Source organism: Streptomyces fumanus (assembly GCF_014655295.1).
In the GTDB taxonomy this organism is placed as follows: Bacteria; Actinomycetota; Actinomycetes; order Streptomycetales; family Streptomycetaceae; genus Streptomyces; species Streptomyces fumanus.
The window spans coordinates 93,356-118,592 of the sequence record NZ_BNBI01000003.1; the positions used below are offsets into that span (position 1 = coordinate 93,356).

27 protein-coding genes and 1 riboswitch are annotated in these 25,237 nt (G+C 72.0%); of the genes, 13 read left to right on the forward strand and 14 right to left on the reverse strand.

What is annotated here, in order from left to right; translation table 11 throughout:
• Nucleotides 1-35: 35 nt before the first annotated feature.
• Both IE316_RS07540 and IE316_RS07545 read right to left on the reverse strand, forming a co-directional pair.
• Complete coding sequence (locus tag IE316_RS07540) at nucleotides 36-491, reverse strand: hypothetical protein (RefSeq protein WP_190203371.1); 456 nt, start codon at nucleotides 489-491, stop codon at nucleotides 36-38.
• 3 nt (nucleotides 492-494) lie between these two features.
• Complete coding sequence (locus tag IE316_RS07545; RefSeq protein WP_190203372.1) at nucleotides 495-3,080, reverse strand: molybdopterin oxidoreductase family protein; 2,586 nt, start codon at nucleotides 3,078-3,080, stop codon at nucleotides 495-497.
• A 421-nt stretch (nucleotides 3,081-3,501) separates the two neighbouring features.
• Between IE316_RS07545 and IE316_RS07550 the strand changes: the two genes are divergently transcribed.
• Nucleotides 3,502-4,320 (forward strand): endonuclease/exonuclease/phosphatase family protein, encoded by an 819-nt coding sequence (locus IE316_RS07550; protein WP_190203373.1) that lies wholly within the window; start codon nucleotides 3,502-3,504, stop codon nucleotides 4,318-4,320.
• Here the strand turns inward: IE316_RS07550 and IE316_RS07555 are convergent.
• Nucleotides 4,232-5,077, reverse strand: a complete 846-nt coding sequence (locus IE316_RS07555) for a M55 family metallopeptidase (protein ID WP_229910252.1) — start codon at nucleotides 5,075-5,077, stop codon at nucleotides 4,232-4,234. The genes IE316_RS07550 and IE316_RS07555 overlap by 89 nt on opposite strands.
• Nucleotides 5,078-5,135: 58 nt before the next feature.
• Nucleotides 5,136-5,768, reverse strand: a complete 633-nt coding sequence (locus IE316_RS07560) for a DUF4291 domain-containing protein (RefSeq protein WP_190203729.1) — start codon at nucleotides 5,766-5,768, stop codon at nucleotides 5,136-5,138.
• A gap of 355 nt (nucleotides 5,769-6,123) precedes the next feature.
• Between IE316_RS07560 and IE316_RS07565 the strand changes: the two genes are divergently transcribed.
• Nucleotides 6,124-7,305, forward strand: coding sequence for an MFS transporter (locus IE316_RS07565; protein ID WP_190203730.1), 1,182 nt, complete (start codon nucleotides 6,124-6,126; stop codon nucleotides 7,303-7,305).
• Nucleotides 7,298-8,350, forward strand: a complete 1,053-nt coding sequence (locus IE316_RS07570; protein ID WP_229910253.1) for a GNAT family N-acetyltransferase — start codon at nucleotides 7,298-7,300, stop codon at nucleotides 8,348-8,350. The genes IE316_RS07565 and IE316_RS07570 overlap by 8 nt, the downstream gene beginning before the upstream one ends.
• Before the next feature lie 122 nt (nucleotides 8,351-8,472).
• Here IE316_RS07570 and IE316_RS07575 read toward each other — a convergent pair whose 3' ends face one another.
• The gene (locus IE316_RS07575; protein WP_190203375.1) at nucleotides 8,473-8,835 is read right to left on the reverse strand and encodes a winged helix-turn-helix transcriptional regulator; all 363 of its coding nucleotides are present in this window, start codon (nucleotides 8,833-8,835) and stop codon (nucleotides 8,473-8,475) included.
• Between the two features lie 97 nt (nucleotides 8,836-8,932).
• On the opposite strand from IE316_RS07575, the gene IE316_RS07580 reads away from it, so the two are divergent.
• The 4 genes from IE316_RS07580 to IE316_RS07595 all read left to right on the forward strand — a co-directional run bounded on the left by IE316_RS07580 (nucleotide 8,933) and on the right by IE316_RS07595 (nucleotide 13,380).
• Nucleotides 8,933-9,814 carry an NAD(P)-dependent oxidoreductase gene (locus IE316_RS07580; RefSeq protein WP_190203376.1) on the forward strand — a complete coding sequence of 294 codons (882 nt, stop codon included), beginning with the start codon at nucleotides 8,933-8,935 and terminating at the stop codon, nucleotides 9,812-9,814.
• A gap of 256 nt (nucleotides 9,815-10,070) precedes the next feature.
• Nucleotides 10,071-10,682: a hypothetical protein gene (locus tag IE316_RS07585; RefSeq protein WP_190203377.1), complete on the forward strand. Its 612-nt coding sequence runs from the start codon at nucleotides 10,071-10,073 to the stop codon at nucleotides 10,680-10,682.
• A 390-nt stretch (nucleotides 10,683-11,072) separates the two neighbouring features.
• A complete protein-coding gene (dacB, locus tag IE316_RS07590; RefSeq protein WP_190203378.1) occupies nucleotides 11,073-12,434 on the forward strand; it encodes a D-alanyl-D-alanine carboxypeptidase/D-alanyl-D-alanine endopeptidase in 1,362 nt (453 codons plus the stop codon).
• A 145-nt stretch (nucleotides 12,435-12,579) separates the two neighbouring features.
• Nucleotides 12,580-13,380 (forward strand): GNAT family N-acetyltransferase, encoded by an 801-nt coding sequence (locus IE316_RS07595; protein WP_190203379.1) that lies wholly within the window; start codon nucleotides 12,580-12,582, stop codon nucleotides 13,378-13,380.
• A 218-nt stretch (nucleotides 13,381-13,598) separates the two neighbouring features.
• On the opposite strand, the gene IE316_RS07600 is transcribed toward IE316_RS07595, so the two are convergent.
• Both IE316_RS07600 and IE316_RS07605 read right to left on the reverse strand, forming a co-directional pair.
• The gene (locus IE316_RS07600) at nucleotides 13,599-14,270 is read right to left on the reverse strand and encodes an NAD(P)H-dependent oxidoreductase (RefSeq protein ID WP_190203380.1); all 672 of its coding nucleotides are present in this window, start codon (nucleotides 14,268-14,270) and stop codon (nucleotides 13,599-13,601) included.
• A gap of 111 nt (nucleotides 14,271-14,381) precedes the next feature.
• A complete protein-coding gene (locus IE316_RS07605; protein ID WP_190203731.1) occupies nucleotides 14,382-15,380 on the reverse strand; it encodes an NADP-dependent oxidoreductase in 999 nt (332 codons plus the stop codon).
• Nucleotides 15,381-15,500: 120 nt separating this feature from the next.
• Between IE316_RS07605 and IE316_RS07610 the strand changes: the two genes are divergently transcribed.
• From IE316_RS07610 to IE316_RS07620, 3 genes are all read left to right on the forward strand, one after another.
• Nucleotides 15,501-16,385, forward strand: a complete 885-nt coding sequence (locus IE316_RS07610; RefSeq protein ID WP_190203381.1) for a LysR family transcriptional regulator — start codon at nucleotides 15,501-15,503, stop codon at nucleotides 16,383-16,385.
• A gap of 205 nt (nucleotides 16,386-16,590) precedes the next feature.
• The gene (locus IE316_RS07615; RefSeq protein WP_190203382.1) at nucleotides 16,591-16,770 is read left to right on the forward strand and encodes a hypothetical protein; all 180 of its coding nucleotides are present in this window, start codon (nucleotides 16,591-16,593) and stop codon (nucleotides 16,768-16,770) included.
• On the forward strand, nucleotides 16,763-17,521 hold the full coding sequence (locus IE316_RS07620) for an RNA polymerase sigma factor (RefSeq protein ID WP_190203383.1): 759 nt from the start codon (nucleotides 16,763-16,765) through the stop codon (nucleotides 17,519-17,521). Before IE316_RS07615 ends, IE316_RS07620 begins: the two co-directional genes overlap by 8 nt.
• A 165-nt stretch (nucleotides 17,522-17,686) precedes the next feature.
• On the opposite strand, the gene IE316_RS07625 is transcribed toward IE316_RS07620, so the two are convergent.
• On the reverse strand, nucleotides 17,687-18,430 hold the full coding sequence (locus tag IE316_RS07625) for an alpha/beta fold hydrolase (RefSeq protein WP_190203384.1): 744 nt from the start codon (nucleotides 18,428-18,430) through the stop codon (nucleotides 17,687-17,689).
• Between the two features lie 32 nt (nucleotides 18,431-18,462).
• Entirely contained in the window at nucleotides 18,463-18,969 is a 507-nt protein-coding gene (locus IE316_RS35365) for a hypothetical protein (protein WP_229910254.1), read from the reverse strand.
• 325 nt (nucleotides 18,970-19,294) lie between these two features.
• Here IE316_RS35365 and IE316_RS07635 point away from each other — a divergent pair, with 325 nt between their 5' ends.
• Complete coding sequence (locus IE316_RS07635) at nucleotides 19,295-19,834, forward strand: DUF488 domain-containing protein (RefSeq protein ID WP_190203385.1); 540 nt, start codon at nucleotides 19,295-19,297, stop codon at nucleotides 19,832-19,834.
• Nucleotides 19,835-19,932: 98 nt separating this feature from the next.
• Here IE316_RS07635 and IE316_RS07640 read toward each other — a convergent pair whose 3' ends face one another.
• The 4 genes from IE316_RS07640 to IE316_RS07655 all read right to left on the reverse strand — a co-directional run bounded on the left by IE316_RS07640 (nucleotide 19,933) and on the right by IE316_RS07655 (nucleotide 22,645).
• Nucleotides 19,933-20,160, reverse strand: a complete 228-nt coding sequence (locus IE316_RS07640) for a DUF5133 domain-containing protein (protein ID WP_190203386.1) — start codon at nucleotides 20,158-20,160, stop codon at nucleotides 19,933-19,935.
• A 156-nt stretch (nucleotides 20,161-20,316) separates the two neighbouring features.
• On the reverse strand, nucleotides 20,317-20,733 hold the full coding sequence (locus tag IE316_RS07645; RefSeq protein ID WP_190203387.1) for a CBS domain-containing protein: 417 nt from the start codon (nucleotides 20,731-20,733) through the stop codon (nucleotides 20,317-20,319).
• Nucleotides 20,734-21,039: 306 nt separating this feature from the next.
• Nucleotides 21,040-21,480, reverse strand: coding sequence for a (2Fe-2S) ferredoxin domain-containing protein (locus IE316_RS07650; RefSeq protein ID WP_229910255.1), 441 nt, complete (start codon nucleotides 21,478-21,480; stop codon nucleotides 21,040-21,042).
• A gap of 62 nt (nucleotides 21,481-21,542) precedes the next feature.
• Nucleotides 21,543-21,665, reverse strand: a riboswitch (cobalamin riboswitch).
• A gap of 131 nt (nucleotides 21,666-21,796) precedes the next feature.
• Nucleotides 21,797-22,645, reverse strand: a complete 849-nt coding sequence (locus tag IE316_RS07655; protein WP_190203389.1) for a LysR family transcriptional regulator — start codon at nucleotides 22,643-22,645, stop codon at nucleotides 21,797-21,799.
• Nucleotides 22,646-22,795: 150 nt separating this feature from the next.
• Between IE316_RS07655 and IE316_RS07660 the strand changes: the two genes are divergently transcribed.
• Both IE316_RS07660 and IE316_RS07665 read left to right on the forward strand, forming a co-directional pair.
• The gene (locus tag IE316_RS07660; protein WP_229910256.1) at nucleotides 22,796-23,536 is read left to right on the forward strand and encodes an NADPH-dependent F420 reductase; all 741 of its coding nucleotides are present in this window, start codon (nucleotides 22,796-22,798) and stop codon (nucleotides 23,534-23,536) included.
• A 65-nt stretch (nucleotides 23,537-23,601) separates the two neighbouring features.
• Complete coding sequence (locus IE316_RS07665) at nucleotides 23,602-24,105, forward strand: hypothetical protein (RefSeq protein WP_190203761.1); 504 nt, start codon at nucleotides 23,602-23,604, stop codon at nucleotides 24,103-24,105.
• A 194-nt stretch (nucleotides 24,106-24,299) separates the two neighbouring features.
• Here IE316_RS07665 and IE316_RS07670 read toward each other — a convergent pair whose 3' ends face one another.
• A complete protein-coding gene (locus tag IE316_RS07670) occupies nucleotides 24,300-25,208 on the reverse strand; it encodes an NmrA/HSCARG family protein (protein WP_190203391.1) in 909 nt (302 codons plus the stop codon).
• Nucleotides 25,209-25,237 lie beyond the last annotated feature (29 nt).

A 25,237-nucleotide genomic window follows, 5' to 3' on the forward strand; every position in this document is an offset into this window, starting at 1 on the left:
CGGCGTCGGGGTCGGTGTCCGGGGCGGCCGGCGGCTCAGGAGGCGATGAGCGCCTGCGGAGCGGCCTGTTTGATACGGGTGTTCAGCCACCGCAACTGGCGCTGTGTGTCGGTCTTGCAGGTGTGCACGACCTTCAGCAGCTCCCGGTCGCGCGTGCCCTGGGCCGCCTGCCCCAGGACGGTCCAGGTGATGTCGACGAAGGAGGCCAGGGTGTACAGGTCCTGCAGGTCGCGCAGGAGGCCGACGCCGCCGGAGCGGGTACCCGGCAGACCGTCGGCGTGCAGCCGCTCGGGTTCGTCCTCCCGCTCCTCGCCGTACCGGTCGGCCACCGGCGCGAGCAGCTCGACGTGGGTGTCGCTCATCCGGGCGAGCGTGTGGCCGAGGTTGTGCACGTCGGGTTCGTCGGCGTGTCCGTCGGCGACCTGGCGGAAGGCGTCGGCCAGCGTCCGGGCCGCGGTGTGCTGCAGGCCGACGTAGGTGGCGAGGTGCATCGGTCAGCCCTCCGGGCCGGGGTCGGCGGCCGTGGTGCGGCCGGGGTGGTCCGCCGCGTCCCCGGGCGCTGGGGCGTCCGGCGGGGTGGCGGCTGCTTCGGCGTCCGGTGGAGTGGTGGCGTGCGGGTCGTGCAGGTGCTCGGTCACTTCCGCGTCGGGGCCGCCGGCGGTGGCCGGGACACCGTCCGGGTCGGCCGGTGCGGAGGCCGTGGTGGTGGGCGCGGGCGAGGGCCCGGTGGCATCGGCGATCTTCGTGACCCTGACCGCACCGGTCTTGAACAGCGGCTGCTTGGAGACCGGGTCCCATTCGGTGAGCGTCAGTTCGTTCGCCGCGCTCGGCTCGCCGCCCGGTGCCGTACCGTCGGAGTCGGGCCGGTCCCAGTAGCCGTAGTGGAACGGCGTGAAGACCACCCCGTCCCGGCCGCGGCCGATCCGTACCGGGGCCCGCATGACACCCCGGGGGGATTCCAGTTGCACCAGGTCGCCCTCGCGCACACCGAGCCGGGCCGCGTCGGACACGGACAGCTCCGCCCACACCGCGGGCGCGGCACGGCGGAGCTGCCGGGAGCGCCCGGTCTTGGTGCGGGTGTGGAAGTGGTAGACGGTACGGCCGGTGGTGAGGACGAACGGGTACTCCCGCCCCGGTTGCTCCGGGGGCGGGACGTAGGCGGCGGCCTTGAGGAACGCGCGGCCGTCGGGATACCGGGCGCGGTACTCCTGTTCGCTGAGCACACCGCCGGTGAGCAGGTCGTGGCCGTAGGTCTCGCAGTCCTCCGGGCGGGTGGGGAAGTCGGCGTCCGCGTAGAGGCGCTCGGTGCCCTGGGGCGCCTCCTCGTTCACCGGCCAGGGGATGCCGCTGCCGCCGCGCAGCTTGTCGTAGGTCAGGCCGGTGTAGTCCACGAGCCGGCCCCGGGTGCACTCCTTCCACGCCTCGAACGCCCCTTCCGGGTCGGACCACTTGATCAGCGGGGCGCCGTCCGCGTCCCGGAAGTCCATGCGGCGGGCGTAGTCCAGCCAGATCTCCAGGTCGCTGCGGGCCTGGCCGGGCGGCTCGACGGCCTGCTCCGACAGGTGCACAGTGCGGTTGACGTTGGTGAACGTGCCCTGCTTCTCCCCCCACAGGGCGGCCGGCAGGACGACGTCGGCCATGCGGGCGGTCTCGGTGAGGAAGCCGTCCTGGACGATGGTGAACAGCGAGTCCTGCTGGAGGATCTTGCGGATGCGGGGCAGGTCGGGCAGGGACACCGCGGGGTTGGTGCCGGAGATCCACAGCAGGCCGATCGAGCCCTGTTCGCAGTAGCGCCAGATCTGCAGGGCGTGCGTCGGCGGCGCCCAGTGCGGGATGATCATGGGGTCGACGTTCCACAGCTCGGCCAACTGCCGGACGTGCTCGGGGTTGTCCCAGTTGCGGAAGCCCGGCAGGTCCCCGTCGGCGCCGCACTCGCGGGTGTTCTCCGCGGTGGGCTGGCCGTTCATCTGCAGGATGCCGCATCCGGGCCGGCCGAGCAGTCCGCGCAGCAGGTGCAGGTTGTTCACCGCGCAGGAGGCGGCGGTGGCCTGGTGGGACTGGTAGAAGCCCTGCAGCACCGTGGACAGCACGCGCTCGGAGGTGCCGAAGATCTCGGCGGCGCGCCGGATGTCGTCGGCCGGCACCCGGCAGATGCCGGCCGCGTGCTCGGGGGTGTAGGGCTCGACGGTGGCCTTCAGCTCGTCGTAACCGAGGGTGTGCGCGGCGATGTACTGCTCGTCCAGCCAGCCGTTGCGGATGACCTCGCGGGTCAGCGCGTTCATCAGGGCCTGGTTGGTGCCCGGCAGCGGCGCCAGGTGCACCCCGCCGGTGGCCCGGGCCGCCTCGGCGACCTTGGTGGTACGGGGGTCGACGGCGACGATCCTCGGCGGGTTCGGGCCGTGGACGCGGTCCAGGACGCGCATCCACAGCACGGTCTGCGTCTCCGCCATGTTGTGCCCGAACAGGAACACGGCGTCGGTGGCCTCGATGTCGCTGTAGCTGCCCGGCTGCCCGTCCGAGCCGAAGTTCTCCTTCAGCGCGGCCGCCGCGGTGGCCGTGCACAGCCGCGTGTTGCCGTCCATGTGCGGGGTGCCGAGCCCCGCCTTGCCGATCACGCCGAGGGTGTAGTACTCCTCCAGGAAGAGCTGGCCGGAGGTGTAGAAGCCGTGGCTGAGGGCTCCGGCGTCGGTGGCCAGCAGGTGCCGGGAGCGTTCGACGATGCGGTCCATCGCGGTGTCCCAGTCGCATTCGACCAGGTTCCCGTCGGCCGCGCGGACCAGTGGGTGGGTGAGCCGGTCGGTACGGCTCCACTGCCACGACCCGTACAGCCCTTTCGGTCCCAGCCGGCCGTGGTTGACGGTGTCGGCCGCGCGTCCCCGGACGCCGACCATGCGGCCGTCCTTCACCGCGATGTCGCAGCCGCAGCCGTTGCTGCACAGCACGCAGGCCGACTGCACCCACCGGTCCACGTCCGCCTCGGCCACCGAGGCGTCCAGATGACTGTCCACCCGCACGGGCCACGCCGTGTCCCTCGCGTGCGGCGTACGCGCCCCCCAGACATCCGCGATCCGATCGGTCACAGGCGGTCTCCTCCGGCTGGCAGCGGCCACAGGCAGCCACAGGTACCCGCCCGTCCTCGGTCACAATCCGCGGGAGCGGCAAAGCCCACCGGTCGGCCCTGCGCGGCGCCGCGTCCGGACGCCGGGCCGGCCCGGGCGGGGCCGCCCGCGGCCCGCTCCCCCATCCGGCTGCGGACCCGGCCGCCGTGTCCGGCCGGCGGCAGATGTCACAACAGGGGCGGCGACTTCGTCGTAGAAGCAGAGAGTTCTCCTGGACGCCGAGACCGACCGCACGCTTCGGAGGAATCATCACCATGTCACGACCGAGACGCCGTCTGCGCTATCTCGCCGCTGCCTTCGGCGCGCTGGCCCTCACGCGCAGTCGGGGATCAACGGCCCGGAGGCCGAGGCCAGTACGGACCTGAGGTTCTGGCACTTCAACATGTGCGGCAACGTCTGCTGGCAGCCCGACGCCCCGCACAACTACCTGCCCGGCACCGACTCCCGCGGGGAAGTCACCGTACGGGCGGCCCAGATCGTGGAATCGGTCGGCAACTACGACCCGGACATCGTCACCCTGAACGAGACCTGCTACAGCCAGTACCGCGGCATCCGCGCGGCCCTGGTCGCCCAGGGCTACCACGCGACGTACGCCAGCAGCGGCACCGGCGGGCAGTGCGACGACTACGACGCCTCCGAGGGCAACGGGTTCGGCATGGCGCTCTTCTCCAAGCAGCCCATCGCCGCGCCCCGGGAGACCCACAACCTCGGCACCGAGGCCGACCCCAACCTCCTGCTCTGCGCCGACACGGCCGTCGGCTCCCGCCCCGTGAAGGCGTGCTCGGTGCATCTGACCGCCGCCTCCGCTCAGCAGCGCGCCTCCCAGGCGACGAACCTGGCGGCCCTGGCCTCCGCGTGGCACGCCACGAAGCCGGTGGTGCTGATGGGTGACTTCAACGCGGAGCCGCTGGACCCCGTCATGGACAAGTTCTACAGCCACAGCGGCGGCGAGGGCATCTTCCACGAGGCCGACGAGTCGGACCCGGACTACTCCGCGTCCTGGCCCGCGGGGGCCGTCCGGGGACGCAGCGGAGAGATCACCTTCACCTCCGACGCGACCACTCCCCCGACCCAGAAGAAGATCGACTACATCTTCCTCAGCGCGGCCGACTTCAGGGCCGTCGAAGGCGACAGCCTCTACGGCGGCGAGCGGCGCACCTCCGACCACCGGGTCTACCGCGGCGGCGCCACCTGGCAGTGAGCCCCCGCGCGCCGGCCGTCGGGAGGCCGCTCGGCACCAGCACCGAGCGGGCGGACCACTCGACGGCCGGCGAGCACAACACGGTTCGCAGCAGGCTCCGTTGCCGTATTGGGCCACGCATTCCGGCCCGTACGAGGTCCAGGACGGCGAGGCCGGCGGCGACCGCCTCCTCGATGGCCGTACGTGCTTCCTCGACCGGGCGCAGATCCGCCGCGAACCGGTCCCGCGCGTACTTCACGGCCACGGTGGTGACAGCGGCATCCCATTCCGCCGTCTCCGCGCAGGCGGCGTCGTCACCGGTGAGGACCACCATCGGGACACCGACGGCCGCCGCGGTGGCATGTGCCAGGCCGATCTCCCCCACCGGCCGGCCGTCCAGCCACATGTCCTCGATCTCGTGGCCCATGAAACTGTGGCTGAGCACCCCGAGCGCACCGGCCCGGGAGTGATACCCCACGCAGACCAGCGCGTCGTGGTCCGGGACAAGACCTTCGAGCATCCCCATGTTCTTGGGCCTGCCGCGGATGAGGCGGGCTGCCGGGTGCAGGGTCTCCGGACGGAGGTTACGCATGGGGCCGTGAGCGTCGTTGACGGTGATGTCGGTGGCCCCCGCCGCGAGCGCCCCTCGCACGGCGGCGTTGACGTCCTCCGCCATCATCAGCCGACCGCGCTCGTAGTCCCGGCCGCCGGGCTGGACGTCATCGGCGTCGACGAGTCCCGTGACGCCTTCCATGTCCGCGCTGATGTAGACCCTCACTGGCAGCCTCCCGAGCTTGATCACTCAGTAGACGCCTACCGCTGTGACCACGGTTCCTTCATCGGCCACTGAGACCGAACGTCGCCGGGTCCACGGGATATGGACGCTCGTGCGGCAGGAGCCGCCGGGCGGCCTCCAGCGCTCCGTCTCGTACATGGGCGTGGACCGTACGGGCCAGTGATGTGACGTCGGTCATGGAGACGATCCACTCGTCGGCGTAGAGACGTGCGGCTTCACCGGCGAGACCGAGTTGCAGCGATCGGTGCGGGAGCGGCCTGAGGTGCAGGTCGCGTTCGGGGTCCCACTGCACCCGGGCGGGCGCTTGTCTCAACTGGCGTCGCCAGGTGGCGTGGTCGGGGTGAAGACCGTGCTCGTAGTGGGACAGGCAGGCGTGTCGCAGGGTCCACTCGAAACCGTCCCGGGTGATCTCGACCGCGAGGACGGTCTCCTGTCCTTCTTTGCTGCCCCACCCGCAGCGGTACATCATCCACAGGAACGACGGCTTGATCCACGTCATCCGGTCCCGTTTCCATGCCGCCGGGAAACGGCCGTCTCGGGCCGCCGCCAGACCGATCACCGGCGAGTACGCCTGGTAGACGGTGATCGTGCGGTCGGTGTACGAGGCCCTGATCTGGTGCTTGGGTGGTTGAGTCACCGGACAAGCGTGATCACACGGCGTCTCGCGCGCCATCGAATTTCCGCTGCTGCGGGAAGCCACCGAGTCCGCGGCGACGGGCGAGGGCGCGGGCGGTCCCGTGAGGGCGGGGAGACCAAGAGCAACCGGGGTCAGGAGTTCAGCCTCGCCCTCGTCGACGACCGCGGGGGCATCGGCATCGGCGCGGCGCCGAGTCACCCGACGGAAGCACCGACTCCGCACGTACGGCGGACGAATTGGGTTGCGGCGGGCCCGGTGAGGCCGGTGAGGTATCTCCATGGACGGTGTCACGGAACGGGCGCGAGGGGCGGAAGCGGGCGCAGGCGCCGCCGTCACGGGCCGACCGGGTCGGCCGGCTTCCTGGCACGCGCCGGCGGTGCTCGCGGCCCTGATGCTGGCGGCCTTCACCTTCAACACCGCGGAGAACCTGCCGGTCGGACTCCTGGAGCGCATCTCCGAGAGCGTCCGGGTGTCCCTGTCGGCGGTCGGCCTGCTGGTCACCGGTTACGGCGTCACGGTGGCCGTGGCCTCCGTGCCGCTCGCCCATTGCGTACGGGCCCTGCCCCGCCGTTACGTACTCACGGGGCTGCTGGCCGCGCTGGTCGTGTCCTCTCTGGGCGCGGCGCTCGCCACCTCGTACTGGCAGCTTCTCGTGGCGCGGCTGCTCACCGCGCTCGCCCAGGCGCTGTTCTGGGCCGTGATGGGACCGGTCGCGGTGGGTCTGTTCCCGCCCGAGGTCCGCGGACGTGTGGTCGGGGCGCTGTCCGTCGCCGGTTCGCTGGCCCTGGTGCTCGGTGTGCCTGCCGGGACCTGGCTGGGCCGGCGCACCGACTGGCAGGCGCCGGTCGCCGTACTGGCGGTGCTGGGTCTTGTCTCCCTGGTGACGATCGCCGTACTGCTGCCGACCTCGCGGCCGGAGGAGGAACCCGCCGCTCGCGGAAGTCGCCCTGACGCCCGCCGGTTCGCGACGGTGCTGGCAGCCGGGGCTCTGTCCGCCACCGGGGCGTTCACGGGATTCACGTACCTGGTGAAGTTCCTCGGCGATGTGGGCGGGTTCGCCGCGAGCACGGTGAACGCCCTGTTCGTTGCTTTCGGCGTCGCTTGTCTGGTCGGGGTGAGCGTCACCGGGGCCCTGCTCGACCGCTTCCCGCAGTCGGCGCTGACCGCGGCCGTGGCCGTGCAGGCGGTGGGCATGCTCGGCCTGTACTCGGCAGGCACCGAACCGATGGCCGCGGTGGTGTTCCTGGCACTGATGGGCGGCGCGCTCGGGCCGGTGTTCATGACGACCCAGAACGCGATGCTGCACTGCGCGCCCGGCCGCACGGACCTCGCACTCGCGGCCAACTCGGGTGCCTACAACGCCGGGATCGCGGCGGGCGCCGCCCTCGGCGGACTGGTCCTGCCGCTGGCCGGCGTACGGGACACCTTCCTGGCCGGCGGGCTGCTGACCGTGGGGGCGTGTGTGGTGCTGCCCGGTGGGCGGTGGCTTCCTCGTTCGCCGGCCGCCACGGACCCCTGCGGGCCGGCCGGACTACAGAAGACACGCCCAGGAGGCCATGGCCGACATGACTGACACGACCGCTCCAGTGACGATCACCGCGATCCCGGAGGTCACCCCCGCGCACGCCGACGCCTGGCGCCAGGTCGTCACCGCGTCGCTGGCCGAGGACCTGCCCGGCGTCCCGCCCCCGACCCCGAGCCAGGCGTACGCCCGGCTGTCCCGCCCCGGACTGGGCAGCAGACTGCTGACCTGGCTCGCGTACGCCACGGACGGCGACGGTAGGACCCGGCCGGTGGGCGCGGCCACCCTGCGCCTGTTCGACCGCCAGGGGCAGGAGCACCTGGCCGAGACCGACCTGCACGTCCACCCCGACGCACGGCGGCGCGGCATCGGAACCGCGCTGCTGTCGGCCGTGGTCGCCGAGGTCCGGTCGGAGGGGCGCCGCAGCCTGATCGCCGAGACGCCCGCGTCGGGCACCGCCGACCTGTTCTGCGTACGGCACGGCTTCCGCCGGGCCCTGACCCTCCATCACCTCCTGCTGTCACTGACCGAGGCGCACCACGACCGGCTCGTCGAGCTCACCGGCACCGACCGGCCCGGCTACCGCACCGTCGCGTGGCACGGCACCGTGCCCGACGCGCTCGCGGACACCTTCGCCGCCGCGAAGAACGCCATGAACGACATGCCCACCGGCGACCTGGACTACGGCACGCTCTCCTGGGACGCCGAGCGGGTACGCGCCATGGCGGCGGTCGTGGCCGGACGCGGTGACACCCTGCTGACCGTCGCTGCCGTCCACGGCGCCGAAAGCGACGACGGTACCGCCGAGATCGCGGGCTTCACCGAGATCGTGATACCCGACGGCACGGCCACCCGCGCCCGGCAGTACGACACCGCCGTGGTACCCGCCCACCGCGGCCACGGGCTCGGCGTCTGGCTCAAGGCACACATGCTGCGCCAACTGCACGCCAAGTATCCCCAGGTCACCGAGGTCGAGACGGACAACGCCGCGGACAACGCGCACATGCTCGCCGTCAACGAGCAACTCGGCTTCCGCCACCAGCGCACGACCCACGAGTACCGACTCGCCCTCGCCGAAGGGGAGGGATCCGCATAACACCCTCCGACCGACCCAGCCGCCAGATCCGGCCGGCAGATCCGCACACACCCTCGCAGACACCGGCTGCCGAAGCTGTCGGGGCTCGCCACTCGTCGCCTGGCGGACCTGCCGAAGCTCCGCTACCCCGCCTTCGCCCCCAGCCCCCGGCCGGTCGTCCGCTCGCGCCCCCAGGCGGCCAGTGGCTCGAGCGCGTCGTTGAGACGTTGGCCGTCCTCGGTCAGCGAGTACTCGACGCGGGGCGGCACCTCGTCGTAGGAGACGCGGTGCACGACACCGTCCGCCTCCAGCTCACGCAGGTGAGAGGCCAGCACCTTCTCGGTGATCCCCGGAAGCAGCCGGCGCAGTTCCCCGAAGCGACGGCAGGGGTGCTCGTGCAGTGCCCACAGGATCAGCACCTTCCACTTGCCGCCGATCACCTCCATCGCGGTGTCGATGCCGCATACGTGTCCGTCCGGTGTGCCCGGCCGGTTCAGCGTCGTCATGCCCCACCCCTCCCGACGTGCTCGCTCACCTCGGGGTAACCACCCACTGCCAAGTGCGTACTTGATCACCCCTGGGTTCCCGACCAGCCTAACCGGCATGACACCGAACACCGTTGAGAAGACTCCCGTCACGCTGCTGGGCCTGGGCGCGATGGGCACCGCCCTGGCCCGGGCCTGGCTGGCCGCCGGTCACCCGCTCACCGTCTGGAACCGCACCCCGGCCCGCGCCGAGGCACTCGCCGCCGAGGGTGCGCGGGTCGCGGGCAGCGCGGCCGGGGCGGTCGCGGCGAACACCCTGGTCGTCGTCTGCCTGCTGGACGACGCCTCCGTCGAGGAGGCGCTGGCCGGCACCGATCTGACCGGCCGGGACCTGGTCAACCTGACCACCAGTACCCCCGCCCAGGCCCGCGCCCGTGCCGCGTGGGCCCGGGAGCGCGGCGCCCGTTACCTGGACGGCGGGATCATGGCCGTACCTCCCATGATCGGCGTCCCGGAAGCCGGCGGCTACGTCTTCTACAGCGGCTCGCCCGAGCTGTTCGAACGGCACCGGGAGACCCTGGGCGTCCCGGCCGGCACCACCTACGTCGGCGAGGACGCGGGCTTCGCCGCTCTGCACGACGTGGCCCTGCTCAGCGCCATGTACGGGATGTTCGCCGGGGCCGCGCACGCCTTCGCCCTGATCCGCAAGGAGGACATCGACCCCGGGGCGCTCGCCCCGCTGCTCGCCGACTGGCTCGTCGCGATGGCCCCGGCCGTGCACCAGACCGCCGACCATCTGCGCAGCGGCGACTACACCAGGGGGGTCGTCTCCAGCCTCGCCATGCAGGTGGCCGGCACGCCGACCTTCCTGGACACCGCCGAGCAGCAGGGTGTCAGCCCCGAACTGCTCAGCCCGTACTTCGAGTTGATGCGCCGCCGCCTGGCCGAGGGCAGCGGTGAGGAGGATCTGACGGGCGTGATCGACCTGCTGGTGCGCTGAGTCGCCGCATCCCCCGGTGTGCGGGACGGCGTCCGAGCCCCACGGTTCCGATTCCGACCGTGCGGCGTCCACGTTGCTGACCCGGCGGGACGCCCGAGGCCGGCCTCCGTCGACGTACGACGCGCGGCCGCCGCGACCTCGTAGGAGTGACCGCTGGCGATTCGCCGCTGTTCGCGTCGGCGGCCTGACCATGATGGCACCAGCCCCGCGGAGTCGTACGCGGGAAGGTGACGGATGGGAAGTGAACGTGATGGGCATGGCCGGCAGAAGTGCGCGCGAGGTCGTGGTCGTCGGTCTGACCGGGGTCTCCGTACTCCTCGGCGGGGTACTGGCCACCGCGGCGCAGGCCGTGGACGGCGGGCGCGAGTCCATGCGCGTATGTGCCCAGACGAAAGGCAAGTGGGAGGGCGCCGACGCCGGGACGCTGGCCGACTGCCACACCGCACGCGCCGCGTACGCCTCCAAGCGGGCCGAGCTGATCGAGGGCAAGGTCCCCGGCGAGGTCGCCCGGAAGTGGAGCACGACCGCCGCTGACGCGTCCCGCTCCGCCGTAGTCGACGCCGCTCGCCGCCCCGAGGGCGAGATGACCTCGGGCGAGGCCGCCACGGCCGCGATGTGGGCGGCAGTGGCGGCCGGCGCGGCCCGGCCCGTGGAGTCCGGCGCGGGCGATGTGGAGTCCGCCAGAGCCACCGGGGACAAGGGGTACAGCGGTGCCGTCCTGGAAGCCCGCCGCACCGCCAGGGCCGCCTGGCGCGCGGCCGAGGACGCCCATGCCGCCGGTGGCCGGGACGCCCGGCGGAACATCGCGGCGGACAAGGCGGAGAGCAGGGCGTGGCAGGCCGCACGGGCAGCGGGCTGGCTGGAGTAGCCGGCCCGCTGCCACCGATATGCGATGGCGGATTCGGCAGGCCGGGGTGTCGGCAGAGCGCGAGGCGACCGCATCGGAATCCCTTTGCCGACATTGCCCAAAAGGGCAGGGCGATGTGCCCTCGCGGCCCCTTCGGGATCACTCACGCGGCGACCGAAAAGGCGGTTCCGTAAGGCACTCGGTGTCCGGACGGAGGGGTGCCGCCCTGCCTCAGGACGCCCCTGCCTGGACCTTCCTGGCGATGTCCCCACAGAATAGTCATGGTTCACCGCCATTCATTCACACTCAATCAATCTTTTTTCCGAATGACTTATCTGACGACTGGTAATGTGCCCGCCGTTCCACCCTCGCACGACGCTGCACCCGATCCCGATCCTTGGATTTCACTTCATGACTGGTACGCCAGACGAAAACCCCACGAGCGCTTTCACCCCCGGCGGGCGCCGCCGGCACCGCAAGGTGAGAGTGGGCCGCGTCGGCGCCCGCCGGGCCCTCGTGCTCGCGATGGCCGTGCCCGTGGCCTCGGCCGCGCTGACCGGCACATCGGCGTTCGCCGCCGACGACACCACCTCCACGACGACGGCGCAGGGCGTGTCGCTCGACGGCCTCGACCCCGACGACGCGCAGTTGGTGAAGAACCTCACCGAGCGTGTCGCCGACCCGCGCCTGGGCACCGATGTCAGCGGCGTGGTCCTCGACGCCGACTCGGACACCGCCCTGTGGGACCACAACGGCTCCACCGCGCTGATGCCGGCCTCCAACGCCAAGCTCGCCACCGCGACCACCGCCCTGACGCTGCTGGGCGCGAACCACACGTTCACCACCAGGGTCGTCTACGGCGACGGCACCCTCACCCTCATCGGCGGTGGCGACCGCACCCTCACCAGTGACGACCTGGCCGAGATGGCGAAGACGGCCGTCGACGGCCTCAAGGCCGCGGGTGTGACCCAGGTCAAGGTCCGGGTGGACGACAGTCTGTTCGCCGAGCCGAGCCTCGCCACCGGCTGGAACGAGGGCTACTACCCCACCGAGGTGGCCCCGGTCCGCTCGCTGGTCGTCGACGGCGCCGCCGTGGCCGACACGGCCATCGACGCCGGTACCGTCTTCGCCGAGAAGCTCGCGGCGCAGGGCGTCACCATCGACGGAGAGGTCGGCCGCGCCACGGCGAAGCAGTCCGACGTACCGGTGGCGCAGCACACGTCGGCGCCGCTGTCGAGCATCGTCAAGCGGATGCTCAAGACCAGCGACAACAACATCGCCGAGACCCTGCTGCGGATGACCGCCGTGGAGATGGGGAAGCCCGCCACCTTCGAGGGCGGCGTCGACCTCGTACGCCAGGTGCTCAGCTCGTACGGCATCTCGCTCGACAACTTCGCGATGTACGACGGCAGCGGTCTGTCCCGGGCCGACCGCATACCGGCCGCCACCCTCGCGCAGCTCCTCGACTCGATCACGGAGGTCCCCGCCCTCAGCTCGATCCTGGAGGGCCTGCCGGTCGCCGGCGAGGCCGGTGCCAGCCTCGGCCCGGAGTGGGGACGCTTCGACGACGCCGACTCCCAGTGCGCCGTCGGCAAGGTGCGGGCGAAGACCGGCACCCTCACCGGCGCCATCGCCCTGAGCGGTGTGACACAGACCGAGGACGGCGAGTGGAGGATCTTCTCCTTCATCGAGAACAACTCCACCGCCGCCCCGGCCGCCATCAAGGACGCCATGGACGGGCTCGCCGCCACCGTCAACGGCTGCTGGGCCTGACCGGCCGCCACGTCCGGAACACACCGCACGGCACGGCCCGGCTGCGCGTCGCCCACCGGCGGCGCGCAGTCGCGCGACCGGGGCCGCTTCCTTCCGTAGACTCCTGCGACAGCTCTCCCCGCACGCGGCCGCTTGAGGAGTTTCGGTGAAGGATCTCGCGGACTCGATCGAATCGATGGAACAACTCGCCACGGTGTGGCGGGCGTTGGTCCTCGACCGTGATCCGGGGGCAGATGTCCGTGACCTTCCGGGCATCGCCGTCCGCTGGGCGGACTGCCGCTTCGCGTTCTGGAACTGCGTCACCTTGACCGAGGTGCGGGCCGGCGCCGCCCTCGTGGCCCGGCGCCTGGCCGAGGTGGCGGACATCATGCGGTCCAAGCGGCACCCCGGTTTCCTCTGGCTCTTCGAGGACCTCCTGGACGAGGGGGCCCGCGCGGCCCTGGACGACGCGGCCGCCGCGGCGGGCCTGCGGCTCGCCTTCCCCGGCACCGGCATGGCCGGGGACCTGCTCCCCGTGCCCGACCCGGTCCACCCCGACCTGACCTTCGTCCGGGTCCGCACCGACGACCACCTGACCGCCTACGCGGACCTCAACTCCCGTGCCTACGGCTTCCCGTTGGCCGACGGCCGCGACGGCCTGGCCGGATCCGCGCTCTGGAAGAACGGCGTGTACGCCTACCTCGGTCTGCGCGACGGTGTGCCGGTGACCTGCGCGGGGGCCGTGGAGGCGGACGGCCGGCTGTTCGTCGCGCTGGTCGCCACCGACCCCGAGTGGCAGCGGCGGGGCTACGGGGAGGCCGTGACCAGGAAGGCGCTGTACGAGGGCGCGCGGGCCACCGGCCTGACGCGCGCCACCTTGCACGCGACGCAGGCGGGAGCACCGGTGTACCCGCGCATCGGCTTCCGGCCGAACTCGCCCATCCGCTTCTACGGACTGGACGGCTGACGGCGGCACCGCACGGCCCCGCGCGGCCCTCAGCCAGCGCATCCAGTTCTTCGCCTCTCCCCTGCGAAACAGGCAGGCGGGACAAGCGGGCAGCTTTTCGACAGAGTTCGCGTTTCCGCATACTCCTCATGTCCGGCCGGCACAACAAAGGAACCCGCTCCCGCGCTCGGACATTCAGGCGACCTGTTTCCACCCCCGAGTCCTGAACCAGGGAGAGGTCAGACTCCCCTGACGTCCCGGGCTGCTCCCGGTGGGGCGGAACCGGCGGACGCGCCCGCCCTGTCACCGGCCCGTACGGCTTCGCTGACGGAGCGCACGGCGCGTGCCACGCTCGCCGCCGTAGCCGTGGCGGAAGGCTGCTCCGAGTCGTGGATGAACGCGGTGACACCACGGCGGCTTCCGACGTAGTCGACGAGGCCGCACTCGATCTGGGTCCGCAGCGCGCGTTCGTATCCATGGCGCTCGTACGCGTCGGAGTCGGCGCCGGCGATGGGCAGCAGATGGGTCGTGAGCCACTGGAGCTTCGGGTTCCGCCCCGACGCGGCCGAGTATGCGAAGGCCCAGCCGTTGACGAACACGCGGTCGATCCACCCCTTGAGCAGCGCCGGGACGGACCACCAGTACACCGGGAAGACCAGGACCAGGTCGGTGGCACGCTCAAGACGACGGTGCTCGCGGGCGACGTCGGGAGGGTAGCCGCCGTCCTGGTGGTAGGCCCGGCGGTCCGCCAGGGTGAACCTGGGGTCGAACCGCTCCCCGTACAGGTCCGCCACCTCGACGGGCCGGGGGTGGAGGTCCGCGACGAGGCGTTCCGCCACGTGGTGCGTCAGGGAGTCGGGGTCCGGGTGTGCGGTGACCACCAGGGTCAGCGCGGGGTCGTTGGTGCTCATGAACGTTCTTCCGTCAGTGGGGTCTGTGACGTCGTGACCACCACAGAACACCTACCGACCACGTCACGTACATAGGTGATCAGCCGCACTGCCTTTGTGATCGTCCGGCGGTCATGGGACCACCGTCAGCACGATCTTGCCTTGGATATGCCCCCGCGCGGCTCGCTCGTGGGCGCTGGCCGCTTCGGACAGCGGGTAGACGCTGTCCAGCCCGACCTGAAGCCTGCCCTCCTCGAACAGGCGCCCGATCTCGGCGAGCTGAGGGCCGTTGGAACGCACCTGGATGTTCGAGACCGAGATGCCCAGGCGCGCCGTCTCCGCCGGGTCGAACTCGGCGAAGAACACCGGAAGCATGGTGCCTCCGCGCTTGAGCACGGCCAGCAGGCGTGCGGCGTGCGGGCCACCGACGGCGTCGATCACCAGGTCGACGCCCCTGACCACGTCCGCGGGGCGCGTCGTGGCGTAGTCGATGAACTCGTCGGCGCCGAGCTCGCGGAGGAACCGCTCGTGCCGGCCCGAGGCCACCGCAACGACCCGCGCCCCCTTCCACTTCGCCAGTTGCACCGCGAAGTGGCCCACGCCGCCGGCGGCCCCGTTGACCAGGACCGTCATCCCCGGCGTGATCGGCACCGGCTGGTGCACCCGGCCGGTGAACGGAGATGGCACGTCGTGACCGAGATCGATCAGGTACTGCCACGCCGTGAGCACCGCCATCGGTGCCCCGGCCGCCCGTACGTGATCGACAGCGGTCGGCTTGGGCGCCAGGTCGGAAGCCGGCGCGGCCACGTACTCGGCGTACGTCCGGCCGTCGAAGCCGGGGAAGCGCAGCATGCCGAAGACCTCGTCCCCGACGGCGAACCGCGTCACGTCCGGCGCGACCGCCTGCACCACACCCGACATGTCCGTACCGGGAACGACAGGGAACTCCAGCACCGGCCTCATGTCGGCCGGCATGACCTTCATCCCCTCCCGCAGGTACCAGTCGGGTGGGTTGACGCCGACCGCGTGCACCCGGACGAGCACCTCGCCGGGGCCGATCTTTGGCATCGGCACCTCGTCGTACCGCAGAACCTCCGGCCCGCCCGCTGCATGGAACTGGATCGCCTTCATCGCACCTGTCGCTCTCTCGGTGAACCTTGCTCCGACAGTCAACGCCCGGCAGGGCACGGCCGTCCAAGGCCCATCCGGCAACCCGTCATTCCGAAACGGTATGACGCCTATCCTGGACGGGTGAACGATCTCGGGCAGGACCTGGAACTGCGACTGGTGCGTTACTTCACCGTGGTGGCGGCACACCAGCACTTCGGCCGGGCGGCAACCGATCTGCACGTGACCCAGCCGGCCCTGAGCCGCCAGATCCAACGGCTCGAGAAGTACCTCGGCGCACGGCTGCTGGACCGCACCCCCCGGGGCACCCGGCTCACTCCGGCCGGCCAGTCGTTCCTCCCCCGGGCCCAGGCCCTGCTGCGGGCCGCCCGCCAGGCCGAGCTGGCCGTGCGCGGACAGGCCGAGGCCCAGCGCATCGCCATCGGCTACGTCGAGGACCTGGTGATCACGGCCGCCGTACGGGAGCTGCGCCACCGCCACCCGGACGCCGAGATCACCACCCGGTACCTGAGCTGCCGCGAGGTCGACGCGCTGTCCGACGGGCGCGTCGACGCCCTGATCGCCCGGGCCCCGCTGCCGCTCACCGCCGACGACATCGTCATCACCCCTCTGTACCAGGAGCCCCGTGTACTCGTCGTCCCGAGCGGCCATCCTTTGGCCGACCGTGCGTCGGTGACCGCGGACGAGCTGGCCGGCCAGGAGCCGGCGCCGTGCGCGTTCGAGATGCAGGGCTGGGCCTCGTACCGCGTGCTCGGATCGGGCATGCCGCCGATGGAGAGCATCGAGAGCTACGAGGACAAGCTCGAACTGGTCGCGAGCGGCAGGGCGATCGCCGTACTGCCGGTCGGCGATCGGCGCAGCTCGCTGCGGCCCGACCTCGTCACCGTCCCGATCCAGGACGCTCCCCCGAGCCAGGTCGTGCTGGCCAGCCGCAAGGGCGACCCGAACCCGATGATCAGGAGGCTGCGCCTGGCGGCCGAGGCCGTCCTGACCGCCCCGGCGGACTGAAGCGGAAACCCCGTCGGCGGTAGTGCCCGTCGCGGAGCCACCCCGCGTCAGCCCCGATACGAGCACCGGGGGGGTGCTGGGCTCCCCGAGAAGAATCTCGGAGGGGATGTCATCAGAACAGCCGCCTCGCGCCTCTTCAGGGTGAACGGCCGTCCCTCCGGACCCGGAGGTGCGCAAACGGCCGCACACTGAAAGGTAATCGGTCGTGGAACTTCTCGGCATTCTCATGGTCGTGCTGGTCCATCTGACACTGGGCGTCACACACATGCTCGACAGCATGGCGTTCCGGATCCGGGCCCGAGGCACGGCTGAGATCATCCGTGCCGAGCACGGATCGGGGCTGTCGGACCGGAAGCACGAGACGCGGGGGAACGCGGATGTCTGAGCCGGAAGAAGCCGCCGAGGAACTGGGCAGGGTGTTCGCCCAGTACCGCGGAGAAATGTACGGCAAGGCCCGTCAGCTCCTGGATCAGGCACTGATCCCGCAGTCCCTGGCCGATTCCGACGACCTCGTCAGTGCGGCGTTCACCGCAGCGCTGCGCAAAGCGGAGCCGTTGGAGAACCCGCGCGCCTACGTGTACCAGGTGATGCGCAACGAGGTGAAGCATCTGGAACGAAGGCGATCGTCCCAGGATGCCATCGCGGCGGCCCGCGCGATCGACCCCTGGCACTGGGACAACCCACCGGTACTGCCGGACTTCAGCGACAGGGCCGCCGACCACGTGACAGTGGTCGCGGCTTTGACGAAGCTTCCTGTGCGGCAGCGGACCGCGGTGTACGCGGTCGATGCGCTGGGCTACACCCGGGAGGAGACCGCCGAAGTGATGGAGGTACACCCCGGCACCGTGGCCCGGCATGTCTCCCGCGCCAGGATCGCGCTGCTGGCCACGCTCATCGCGGTCGTAGGAATGGTGCTCCGCCTGGCGGGCGGTGGGGGGCATGACGTGGCCCTCGCGTCCGTCGGCCCCGAGTTGTGGGGTCCGCGTCGAAGCGGGGACAAGGATCCGGACCCGGACACGGAGGAATACGAAGTCTGGCGCCTCGGCGCCGCACTCGAAAGGGCGGTCCACATCGCCACCGCCGTGGTGGCGGCCGTGGTGATCCTCGTCGCGCTGGCGTGGCGGCATTGGAGATGAAACGCCCTCGTCCGTGGCATGCCGGCGGACCGGCGGACCGAGTCCGGTTGCGGGGGGCCTCGACCACCTGCTGCTGTGAACGCGCGGTCGCCGGTGACGGCCCCCTACCGGCTACCGGCCCGCTGTCCCGAGTCGGCCCGACACGGTCGGTCGGGGAAGCGGGTGTCACCCGTCGGCACCTGCCGCGAACTTCTCGATCAGTTCGGCCACGGCATCCGGAGCGCTGTAGTGCGCCGCGTGCGCGGCGTCCGCCACCTCGGCGGCGCGCCCGTCGGGGACCAACCGTGTCACGCGCCGCGTCCATGCCTCGGAGACGAGGGTGTCACCGGCCCCGCGTACGACGAGCGTCGGTACGGCGACTCGGGCCAGGTGGTCCTCGAACGCCACGTCGGCGTCCCGCAGTGCGTGGCGCAGGGACACGGCCCACCGCAGGGGCCCGGTGCGCAGGTAATCCGCCGCGGCCAGACCGAGCAGGGCCGGCGGCTCCCGGAAGGCGTCCGCGAGCAGCCCGGCTCCCTGACGCCAGACGGACACCCCCGGCGTGAGTGCCGGACCGAGCAGTACGAGCCGGTGCACCAGACTCGGGTGGCGGGCGGCCAGGGCGGCGACGACCTGGCAGCCGACCGAGTTGGCCACCAGCAGACTCGGCCCCGGTACGAGCTGCCGGTGCCAGCGGGCCAGGGCCTCGGCGGTGCGCACCACGTCCGGCGTCCGGCGCACGCAGACCCGGGACCGCACGTTTCCCGGCAGGTCCGGCACCAGCACGGTGACCCCGTTCGCCGCCAGCCGCCGCGCCAGCGGTACGAAGTAGCGCCCCGAGAGACCCAGCCCGTGCACCAGCACCACCGACGGGGCACCCGTGCCGGGCGGGGGGCCGAAGACACGCGTGAAGAGACCGTATGTCGACATGTGTGCGTCGAATGATGTGCCTACCGAGTGACTCACGCCCCGAGTTTCGCCACCATGGTGTTCAACGTGGCGGCCAGCGCGTCGAGTTGGCCTTCCGACCGGTCGCCCGGCGTCGCCTGTCGGGCGAGTTCCTCACCGGAGACGACCTCCAGGGCACCGGCGTAACGGTCGGTCCGCAGGTCGGCGGCAGACACCACCTGGGCCCGGCCCTCCACGACGACCAGGGTCGACCCGTCGTCGCCGGCTTCGAGCAACTCCCGTACCTGCTCCGGTGTGACCGGCCCGGTCGGCGCGGACGTCCCTTCGGCACCGTCCGCGCCCTGCTCGCCCTCGTCGTCCTTCACGACACCGGCGAGCGGGTCGCCCTGGCCCGTCCCGGTCCCGCTCTGCGGGGGGTAGCCCTCCGTGGCGCTCGCCGTGCCCGGCACGACCCGTTCCCGTGCCTGGCTCTCCCCACCCGAATGAGCGCCCGGCTCCTCGTCGCTCCGCGCCCGGGCATACCTGTCCCGCTCTTCCGAGGAAGGCGTCTGCTCGCTCATCGGTGTATCTCCTCACGTCGTCGGAGCGCAGTCACCACGTCACCTCGCCCCTCGCTCCTGTGCGCGCGGCCCTCCGGGGGGTCCGTGCGCCGACCGCACGAGTACCCGTGCCGCGCGGCCCCACCCACCGGCGGTTCCGGATGGCGGACCGCCCAGCGGGTCGGAGAACGGGTGACAGGGCTGCGCGCGATGTTGTCGCACCGCGGGTGAGGGGCAGAGGCAACAGGAAGGACGCTGATCGGGCGAGGACCGGGGAGGGAGCAGTCGTAGTGGACCGGATCATCGATGTGCGGGAGCCGCGGACGCCACGCGGCCGGGGCCCGCTGTGACCGGCCGGCCCCTGCTCACCTTCGGCCACAGCACCGCCGGGCGTGCCCGCCTGACCGAGCTGCTGCGCGGAGCCGGTGTGGCCGCGGTGGTGGACGTACGGATCGGTCCCGGAAGCCGGCGTGACCCCGACCTCGGCCGCGACCGGCTGGCCCGGTGGCTGCCGGAGGCCGGCATCGCCTACCGCTGGGAACAGGCCCTCGGCGGCTTCCGCAAGGTCCCACCCGACTCCCCCGACGTCATCTGGCGCAACGCCTCCTTCAGGGGGTATGCCGCCCACACCCGCGAGCCCGATTTCGTGGCGGCCATGGACCGGCTGCTCGGGGAAGCCTCCTCGGCACGGACCGCGGTGATGTGCAGCGAGGCGGTCTGGTGGCGCTGCCACCGACGCCTGATCGCCGACTTCGCCGTCGTCGCCAGGGACACCCCGGTACTGCACCTGATGCACGACGACCGGCTGGTACCGCACCCGCCGACGCCGGGCCTGCGCCTGCGCCCCGACGGTCTGCTCGTCTACGACGACACCATGGCCCTGTGAACCGGGTCCCCGTCCACCGCTGGAAAGCCGCGAGGGCCGCACGGTCGAACCGTGCGGCCCCTCGTTCCCGCGAAAGTCCGCGGGCGGACGTGTCGCGGTCAGGCGGTCAGGAGAGTGCTGTCTTCCGTACGGGCCTCGGGCAGGCGGCGACGGGCCGCCGCGAGGGCCGAGTCGATGTCCCGCGTGCCGGTCGACACGCACAGCGTGTACGTGACGTCGTCCATGCGCCGGCGCACCTCCTCGCTGCCGTCCTCCGCGTGCAGGACGCGCAGCGCCTCGTACTGGTCGATGAGGTTCCGCAGTACTGCGGGGTGTGCCATGAGCATCGGAACTCTCCCTGTTGCCGGCATTCGCGTGGGGGGTACACGAGTCTTGTGCCCCGGATCCGGGGCGCCACGCCCACGCGTTCGCCGACGCGGCCGGGACCGGCCTGCCGACCGGGGATCAGGGTGCCGACCGGGACCAGGCGTGCCGATCGGGGATCAGTCGGTGGAGAGTGCCTGGACGAGTTCGCCGACCTCGGGGTTGGACAGGGAGCGGGCGACGTCGGCCTGGGCGACCATGCCGACCAGGTCGTGCCCGTCGATCACCGGGAGGCGGCGCACCTTGTGCTCGGTCATCGTGCGCAGGATCTCCTGTACGTCGTCGTCGGCGCCGATGGTGACGGCCTCGCCCTGTGCCAGGTCACCGGCCGGACAGGTGGCCGGGTCCTTGCCCGCGCCCAGCACCTTCACCACGATGTCCCGGTCGGTCAGCACGCCCTTGAGCTTGTTGTCGGTACCGCAGATCGGCAGGGCGCCGACGCCGAGGTCCTTCATCTTGCGGGCCGCGTCCAGCACCGTTTCCTCGGCGCCCACGCACTCGGCTCCACCGGTCATGATGTCCCGTGCCTTCGTCATCGGATCCCTTCCTGCAGTCTGCGTACTCGGTACGCCGCCGTCGCGTCGGACGAGGCCCACGCGGTCTCGGCGGTTGCGGCAAGAGTTCCCGGACGGCATCGGCCGTAACATGCCGTGCTCCGGACAGTCGCGGGCATGGCGACGAGGGCTGCGGTTCGAGGACGGGGACGGCACTGACCTCTGCGTTCCGCGGCGGTCGGCACGCCCGGCACCGGCCGCGTACGTCGGTGAGCGCGGCGGCGGCTCCGGTGGCCGGACCCGCGGCCGAGCCCGTATCGGATCCGGCCCGCGTGATCCCAGGTGATGTCAGCCGGTCGTCCGGCGCCGGGGCGGGACGAAGGTGTAGAGGTCCAGGATGTCCGGCCGGGGCGCCACGCCGGGGCCGCCGGCGCGTACCCAGGCGGCGATGTCCTCGGTCGCGTCGGGGTCGTTCACCAGCCCCAGCCAGACGGGCCGGGCTCCGGCGGCCCGGCCTTCCGCGGAGGGCTGGACGACGATGACGTTGGCCTGGTCGCAGACGTCGAGACAGTCGGAGACGCGTACCGGTGCCGCGGCGCGCAGGCGTTCGGTCTGGGCCGCGTGGTCGAGACCGGGCACCTTGGGGCTGCCGCAGCAGCAGTCACGGCACACGACGATGCGGCACGGCACCGGTCCGGCGGCCGTTACGGCCCTCGTGCGGTCCGTCGTGCGGTCCGTCGTGCGGTCCGTCGTGCGGTCTGTCGTTCGTCCGGTCGGCGTTGCGGGCATGCGGTGCCGTGCCTCTCTCCGGGGAGATCCGCCCCGGGGGTCCGTGGAGGAGGCGACCGCGTGAGTCTCTGGCTCTCGGGTCGCTGCTCCTCCCGGCCTTCCCGCCCGTTGCCGGGCAGGGGCCTGTCGGAACTCGCTCGCCGATCACAGTGGCGGGACCGCGCCGGTTTTCCACCGGCTTCCTCGTCCGCCGGCGCCTTGTCGGCCGATCATCATCCCATGCCGGGAACCGTCTCGTCCCCCGCCCGAGCCGTCGGGCACCTGCCGGGCACCGACGCGGGCGTGCTCGGACCCTCCGGCCCGGGAGCGTGGGAGTTCAGTCCGCGAACGCCGCTGCGTACGACGTCACGCACGGCGTCGGGGTGGCCAGTGAGGTGACGATGTGGCCGTCGACGGTCACCGGCGGGTCGAGCGGCTTGTGCACGATCCGCTCGGAGCGGGCGCCCGCGAGTTGCTCGGCCGGCATCAGCGTCCAGCCCGCGGGGTCCTGCCCCACCTCGAACAGCACGCTGAGCATGTCCCCGGCCGGCTCCCGCGGCGGGGCGACGGGCAGGGCGGCGAGTACCGCGTCGTACATCGGTGGATCGCCGTCCCGGACCGGAAGCCGCAGACCGTGCGGGTCGAGGTCGCGGAGACCGACCGCGGGCTCGTTGGCGGCGGGGTGGCCGCGTGCGAGCACCACGTGCAGCGGCTCGGACCAGGCCCGCACCACCGTCACCTCCGTGGACGCGACCGCGCCCCGCACCAGCGCGAGGTCCAGTTCGCCGTCGCGGACGGCGTCCAGACGGGCGGTCACCGGGAGGCTGACCAGGCGTACCTCGGCCGGGCGCGCGCCGCCGCTCAGACGGCTCACCGCCCGGTCGAGCCGTTCGGTGAGGCAGGAGGCCACCCCGATCCGCAGGACGGCCGCGGGTTCTCCGGCGGCCACCCGTACCCGGGCCGCCGCGGCGAGGGCCTCGCGGGCGGCGGTGAGGACCCGTTCGCCGGCCGGGGTGAGCCGTACTCGTCGGGACGTGCGTTCGAGCAGGCGCACGCCGAGTTCGCGTTCCAGCCGGGCGATCTGCTGGCTCACCGCCGGCTGCACGATTCGCAGCCGCTCGGCCGCGCGCCCGAAGTGCAGTTCTTCGGCGACGGTCACGAAGTACTGCAGCGCCCTGAGTTCCATCCCCCTGATCTATCACACGATGTGATCGGTGCGGGGCGCTGGTGATCCTTGTTCGTACTGGTCGGCCCGGCTGGGATGGAAGCGAGCCCCCGGAGCGGTTCCGCCCGCTGGTGCCGCGGCGGGGGAATGCGTACGAACGGAGAACCAGAAGTGAGCATCACGACCCTCGGCGTCATCGGCACCGGTATGGTCGGCGCCGGCGTCGCCCGCCGCGCCGTCGACGCCGGTCTGAACGTCGTCCTGAGCAACTCGCGCCATCCCGATCTGCTGGCCGGTCTCGTCGCCGAGCTGGGCGGGCGGGCCCGCGCGGCCCGCCCGGCCGACGCCGCACGGGCCGGAGACGTGGTGCTGGCGGCCGTGCCGCTGGCCGCCCACGAGCGTCTGCCGCGGGCGGAACTCGCCGGCAAGACGGTGATCGACCCGATGAACTACGCGCCCAGACCCGACTGGGCGCTCCCCGAACTCGACCGCAACGAGCTGACCTCCAGCGAACTGGTCCAGCGGCACCTCGTGGGCGCCCGGGTGGTCAAGGCACTGCACAACATCGGTCCGCGGCAACTGCTGGACCTGCACCGCCCGTCCGGCGCCCCCGACCGCACCGCGCTGCCGCTGTCCGGTGACGACCCGGACGCCAAGAAGGAGGCCGCCGACCTCCTGGACATCCTCGGCTTCGACACGGTCGACCTCGGCCCGCTGTCCGACAGTTGGCGCAGCGAGCCCAACACCCCGCTGTACGCTCTGCCTTACGTGGGGCAGCCACCGGCCGGTCTCACCCCGCAGCAGTTCGTGACCTGGGCCCAGCAGGCACCCGGCGTCCCCGCGCCCGCCCCCCGGATCGAAGAACTGGCCGCCGCGGCGGTACGCGGACCGGCGGGCTTCCGTATGCACTGACACCACGCAACCGGACGTCGGCTCAGGACCGGGCAGCAAGCCACCGCTCGACGGAGGACCACGACATGAGCGACGAGGTCGAGCGGGGCAACGGCCTCGTCCCCGTCCACTACCACCAGTTCGCCATCAGCGACGAGGAGGGACCGGCCGGCCCCACCCTGGGCCGGCGACACAACGGCCTCGTCCAAGTCGCCGACGGGGCCCTCACCGTCCTGACCGGCATCCACACCGGCGACGTCGATGTCACCGTCAGCCTGCACCACTCCCCGCCCCCGCCCGACAGCGGCACCTGGCAGGAGATCGTCGAGGTCTCCGCGCACTCCGCATCCGGTGCCCTCATGGTCCACGGCATCATGGCCGACCTGGACGAAGACCTTCCCGTCCTGTCGTTCAACGGACCGGGCGACTACCGTCTGCGCCTTCACGCACGCGGCCGGGACACCGCCGTCGACCTGGCCCCCGACAGCATCACCGAGTGGTACCTCATCCAGGTCTGGCCGGCCCCCACCCACGAAGCGATCGTGCTGCGCCGGACCGATGCGTACGGGGGCACGGTCCGCGCCCGCTGACATCGGCCCATCACCCTCCCGCCCACCGCTCGCTCGCGGGCGGGACGATGCGCGGGGTTCGGCATCCTGGTGCCGACGCTCCCGCATCTGTCGTTCCAGTCGCGGCCGTTCGTGGCGCTCAAGTTCGTGTCAATGTCAGCGTCTGGGTGCGACGGAGAGACCGACCGGAGGAGGCGACCGGGTCGGCCGCGGTGTCAGGTCCCGGTCGGCACCCGGTCCCGTACCCAGGATGTGAAGGAGGTGAGTGGGATGCCCAGTTCGCGGGCGTACTCCGGGCGGGCGGGCTGGGGGAACTCGTTGAGTTGGGACTGGCCGAATCCCATGGGCGGCAGGCCGGCGGCCACCGCCTCCTCCTCCGTCATGTCGGGCGCGGTCAGCTCAGCGCCCAGGCGGTGGGAGAGCGCCGCGGCGATCTCCGTCATGGTCACGCGGTCGCCGGCCAGCTCCAGTTCGACCCCGTGGAACCGTTCCGGCTCGGCGATCGCCGCCGCGGCCGCCGCGCCGATGTCGTCGACGGCGACCAGGGCGAGCACCGTCTCGGGTTTCAGCAGCGTCACCAGGCCGCCCGCCACACCGCGCGGGAAGACGATGCGCTCCGAGGGCAGCAGGTTCTCCATGAGGTAGGACGGCTTGAGGATCGTCCAGGAGGTGAAGCCCGCCTCGCGCACCCGGTCCTGGATGGTGGCCTTCGCCGTGTAGTACGGCTCCATGGCCGCCCAGCGGCCTTCGATCAGGTGGGCGTGCCGCCCGGCGCCGGAGACCGAGGTGTGGACGAACTGGGGCACCCCCGCCGCGCGGGCGCTGCGGATGAGGTGCGTGGCCTGCGTGACCTCGCCCTCGAAGCCGCGTCCGCCGATGTCGGGCATCTGGACGGAGAAGACGGCGCGAACCCCGTCGGCGGCGCGGGTCAGCGAGGCGGGGTCGTACAGGTCCCCGGTGACCAGCTCGGCGCCGAGGGCCTCGACGGCCTTGGCCCGGTCGCTCGACGGGTCGCGGACCAGGGCCCGGACGGGCACCCCCGACCTGAGGAGGGCGCGGGCGGTGGCACCGCCCTGGCGGCCGGTCGCGCCGGTGACCAGGACGGGTGCGGGGGATGCGGGCATGGGAGTCCTCCAGAATCGGGGCGCAGCTA

Bases quoted from the DNA above. Each gene is read 5' to 3' on its own strand.
- IE316_RS07560 (WP_190203729.1), bottom strand. From the start codon at position 5,768: ATGGCGCGCGAGACGCCGTGTGATCACGCTTGTCCGGTGACTCAACCA.
- IE316_RS07540 (WP_190203371.1), bottom strand. From the start codon at position 491: ATGCACCTCGCCACCTACGTCGGCCTGCAGCACACCGCGGCCCGGACG.
- IE316_RS07645 (WP_190203387.1), bottom strand. From the start codon at position 20,733: ATGACGAAGGCACGGGACATCATGACCGGTGGAGCCGAGTGCGTGGGC.
- IE316_RS07650 (WP_229910255.1), bottom strand. From the start codon at position 21,480: ATGCCCGCAACGCCGACCGGACGAACGACAGACCGCACGACGGACCGC.
- IE316_RS07620 (WP_190203383.1), top strand. From the start codon at position 16,763: ATGTCTGAGCCGGAAGAAGCCGCCGAGGAACTGGGCAGGGTGTTCGCC.
- IE316_RS07580 (WP_190203376.1), top strand. From the start codon at position 8,933: ATGACACCGAACACCGTTGAGAAGACTCCCGTCACGCTGCTGGGCCTG.
- IE316_RS07550 (WP_190203373.1), top strand. From the start codon at position 3,502: ATGTGCGGCAACGTCTGCTGGCAGCCCGACGCCCCGCACAACTACCTG.
- IE316_RS07575 (WP_190203375.1), bottom strand. From the start codon at position 8,835: ATGACGACGCTGAACCGGCCGGGCACACCGGACGGACACGTATGCGGC.
- IE316_RS07570 (WP_229910253.1), top strand. From the start codon at position 7,298: ATGACTGACACGACCGCTCCAGTGACGATCACCGCGATCCCGGAGGTC.
- IE316_RS07670 (WP_190203391.1), bottom strand. From the start codon at position 25,208: ATGCCCGCATCCCCCGCACCCGTCCTGGTCACCGGCGCGACCGGCCGC.
- IE316_RS35365 (WP_229910254.1), bottom strand. From the start codon at position 18,969: ATGAGCGAGCAGACGCCTTCCTCGGAAGAGCGGGACAGGTATGCCCGG.
- IE316_RS07565 (WP_190203730.1), top strand. From the start codon at position 6,124: ATGCTGGCGGCCTTCACCTTCAACACCGCGGAGAACCTGCCGGTCGGA.
- IE316_RS07665 (WP_190203761.1), top strand. From the start codon at position 23,602: ATGAGCGACGAGGTCGAGCGGGGCAACGGCCTCGTCCCCGTCCACTAC.
- IE316_RS07625 (WP_190203384.1), bottom strand. From the start codon at position 18,430: ATGTCGACATACGGTCTCTTCACGCGTGTCTTCGGCCCCCCGCCCGGC.
- IE316_RS07605 (WP_190203731.1), bottom strand. From the start codon at position 15,380: ATGAAGGCGATCCAGTTCCATGCAGCGGGCGGGCCGGAGGTTCTGCGG.
- IE316_RS07640 (WP_190203386.1), bottom strand. From the start codon at position 20,160: ATGCTCATGGCACACCCCGCAGTACTGCGGAACCTCATCGACCAGTAC.
- IE316_RS07585 (WP_190203377.1), top strand. From the start codon at position 10,071: ATGGCCGGCAGAAGTGCGCGCGAGGTCGTGGTCGTCGGTCTGACCGGG.
- dacB (WP_190203378.1), top strand. From the start codon at position 11,073: ATGACTGGTACGCCAGACGAAAACCCCACGAGCGCTTTCACCCCCGGC.
- IE316_RS07600 (WP_190203380.1), bottom strand. From the start codon at position 14,270: ATGAGCACCAACGACCCCGCGCTGACCCTGGTGGTCACCGCACACCCG.
- IE316_RS07655 (WP_190203389.1), bottom strand. From the start codon at position 22,645: ATGGAACTCAGGGCGCTGCAGTACTTCGTGACCGTCGCCGAAGAACTG.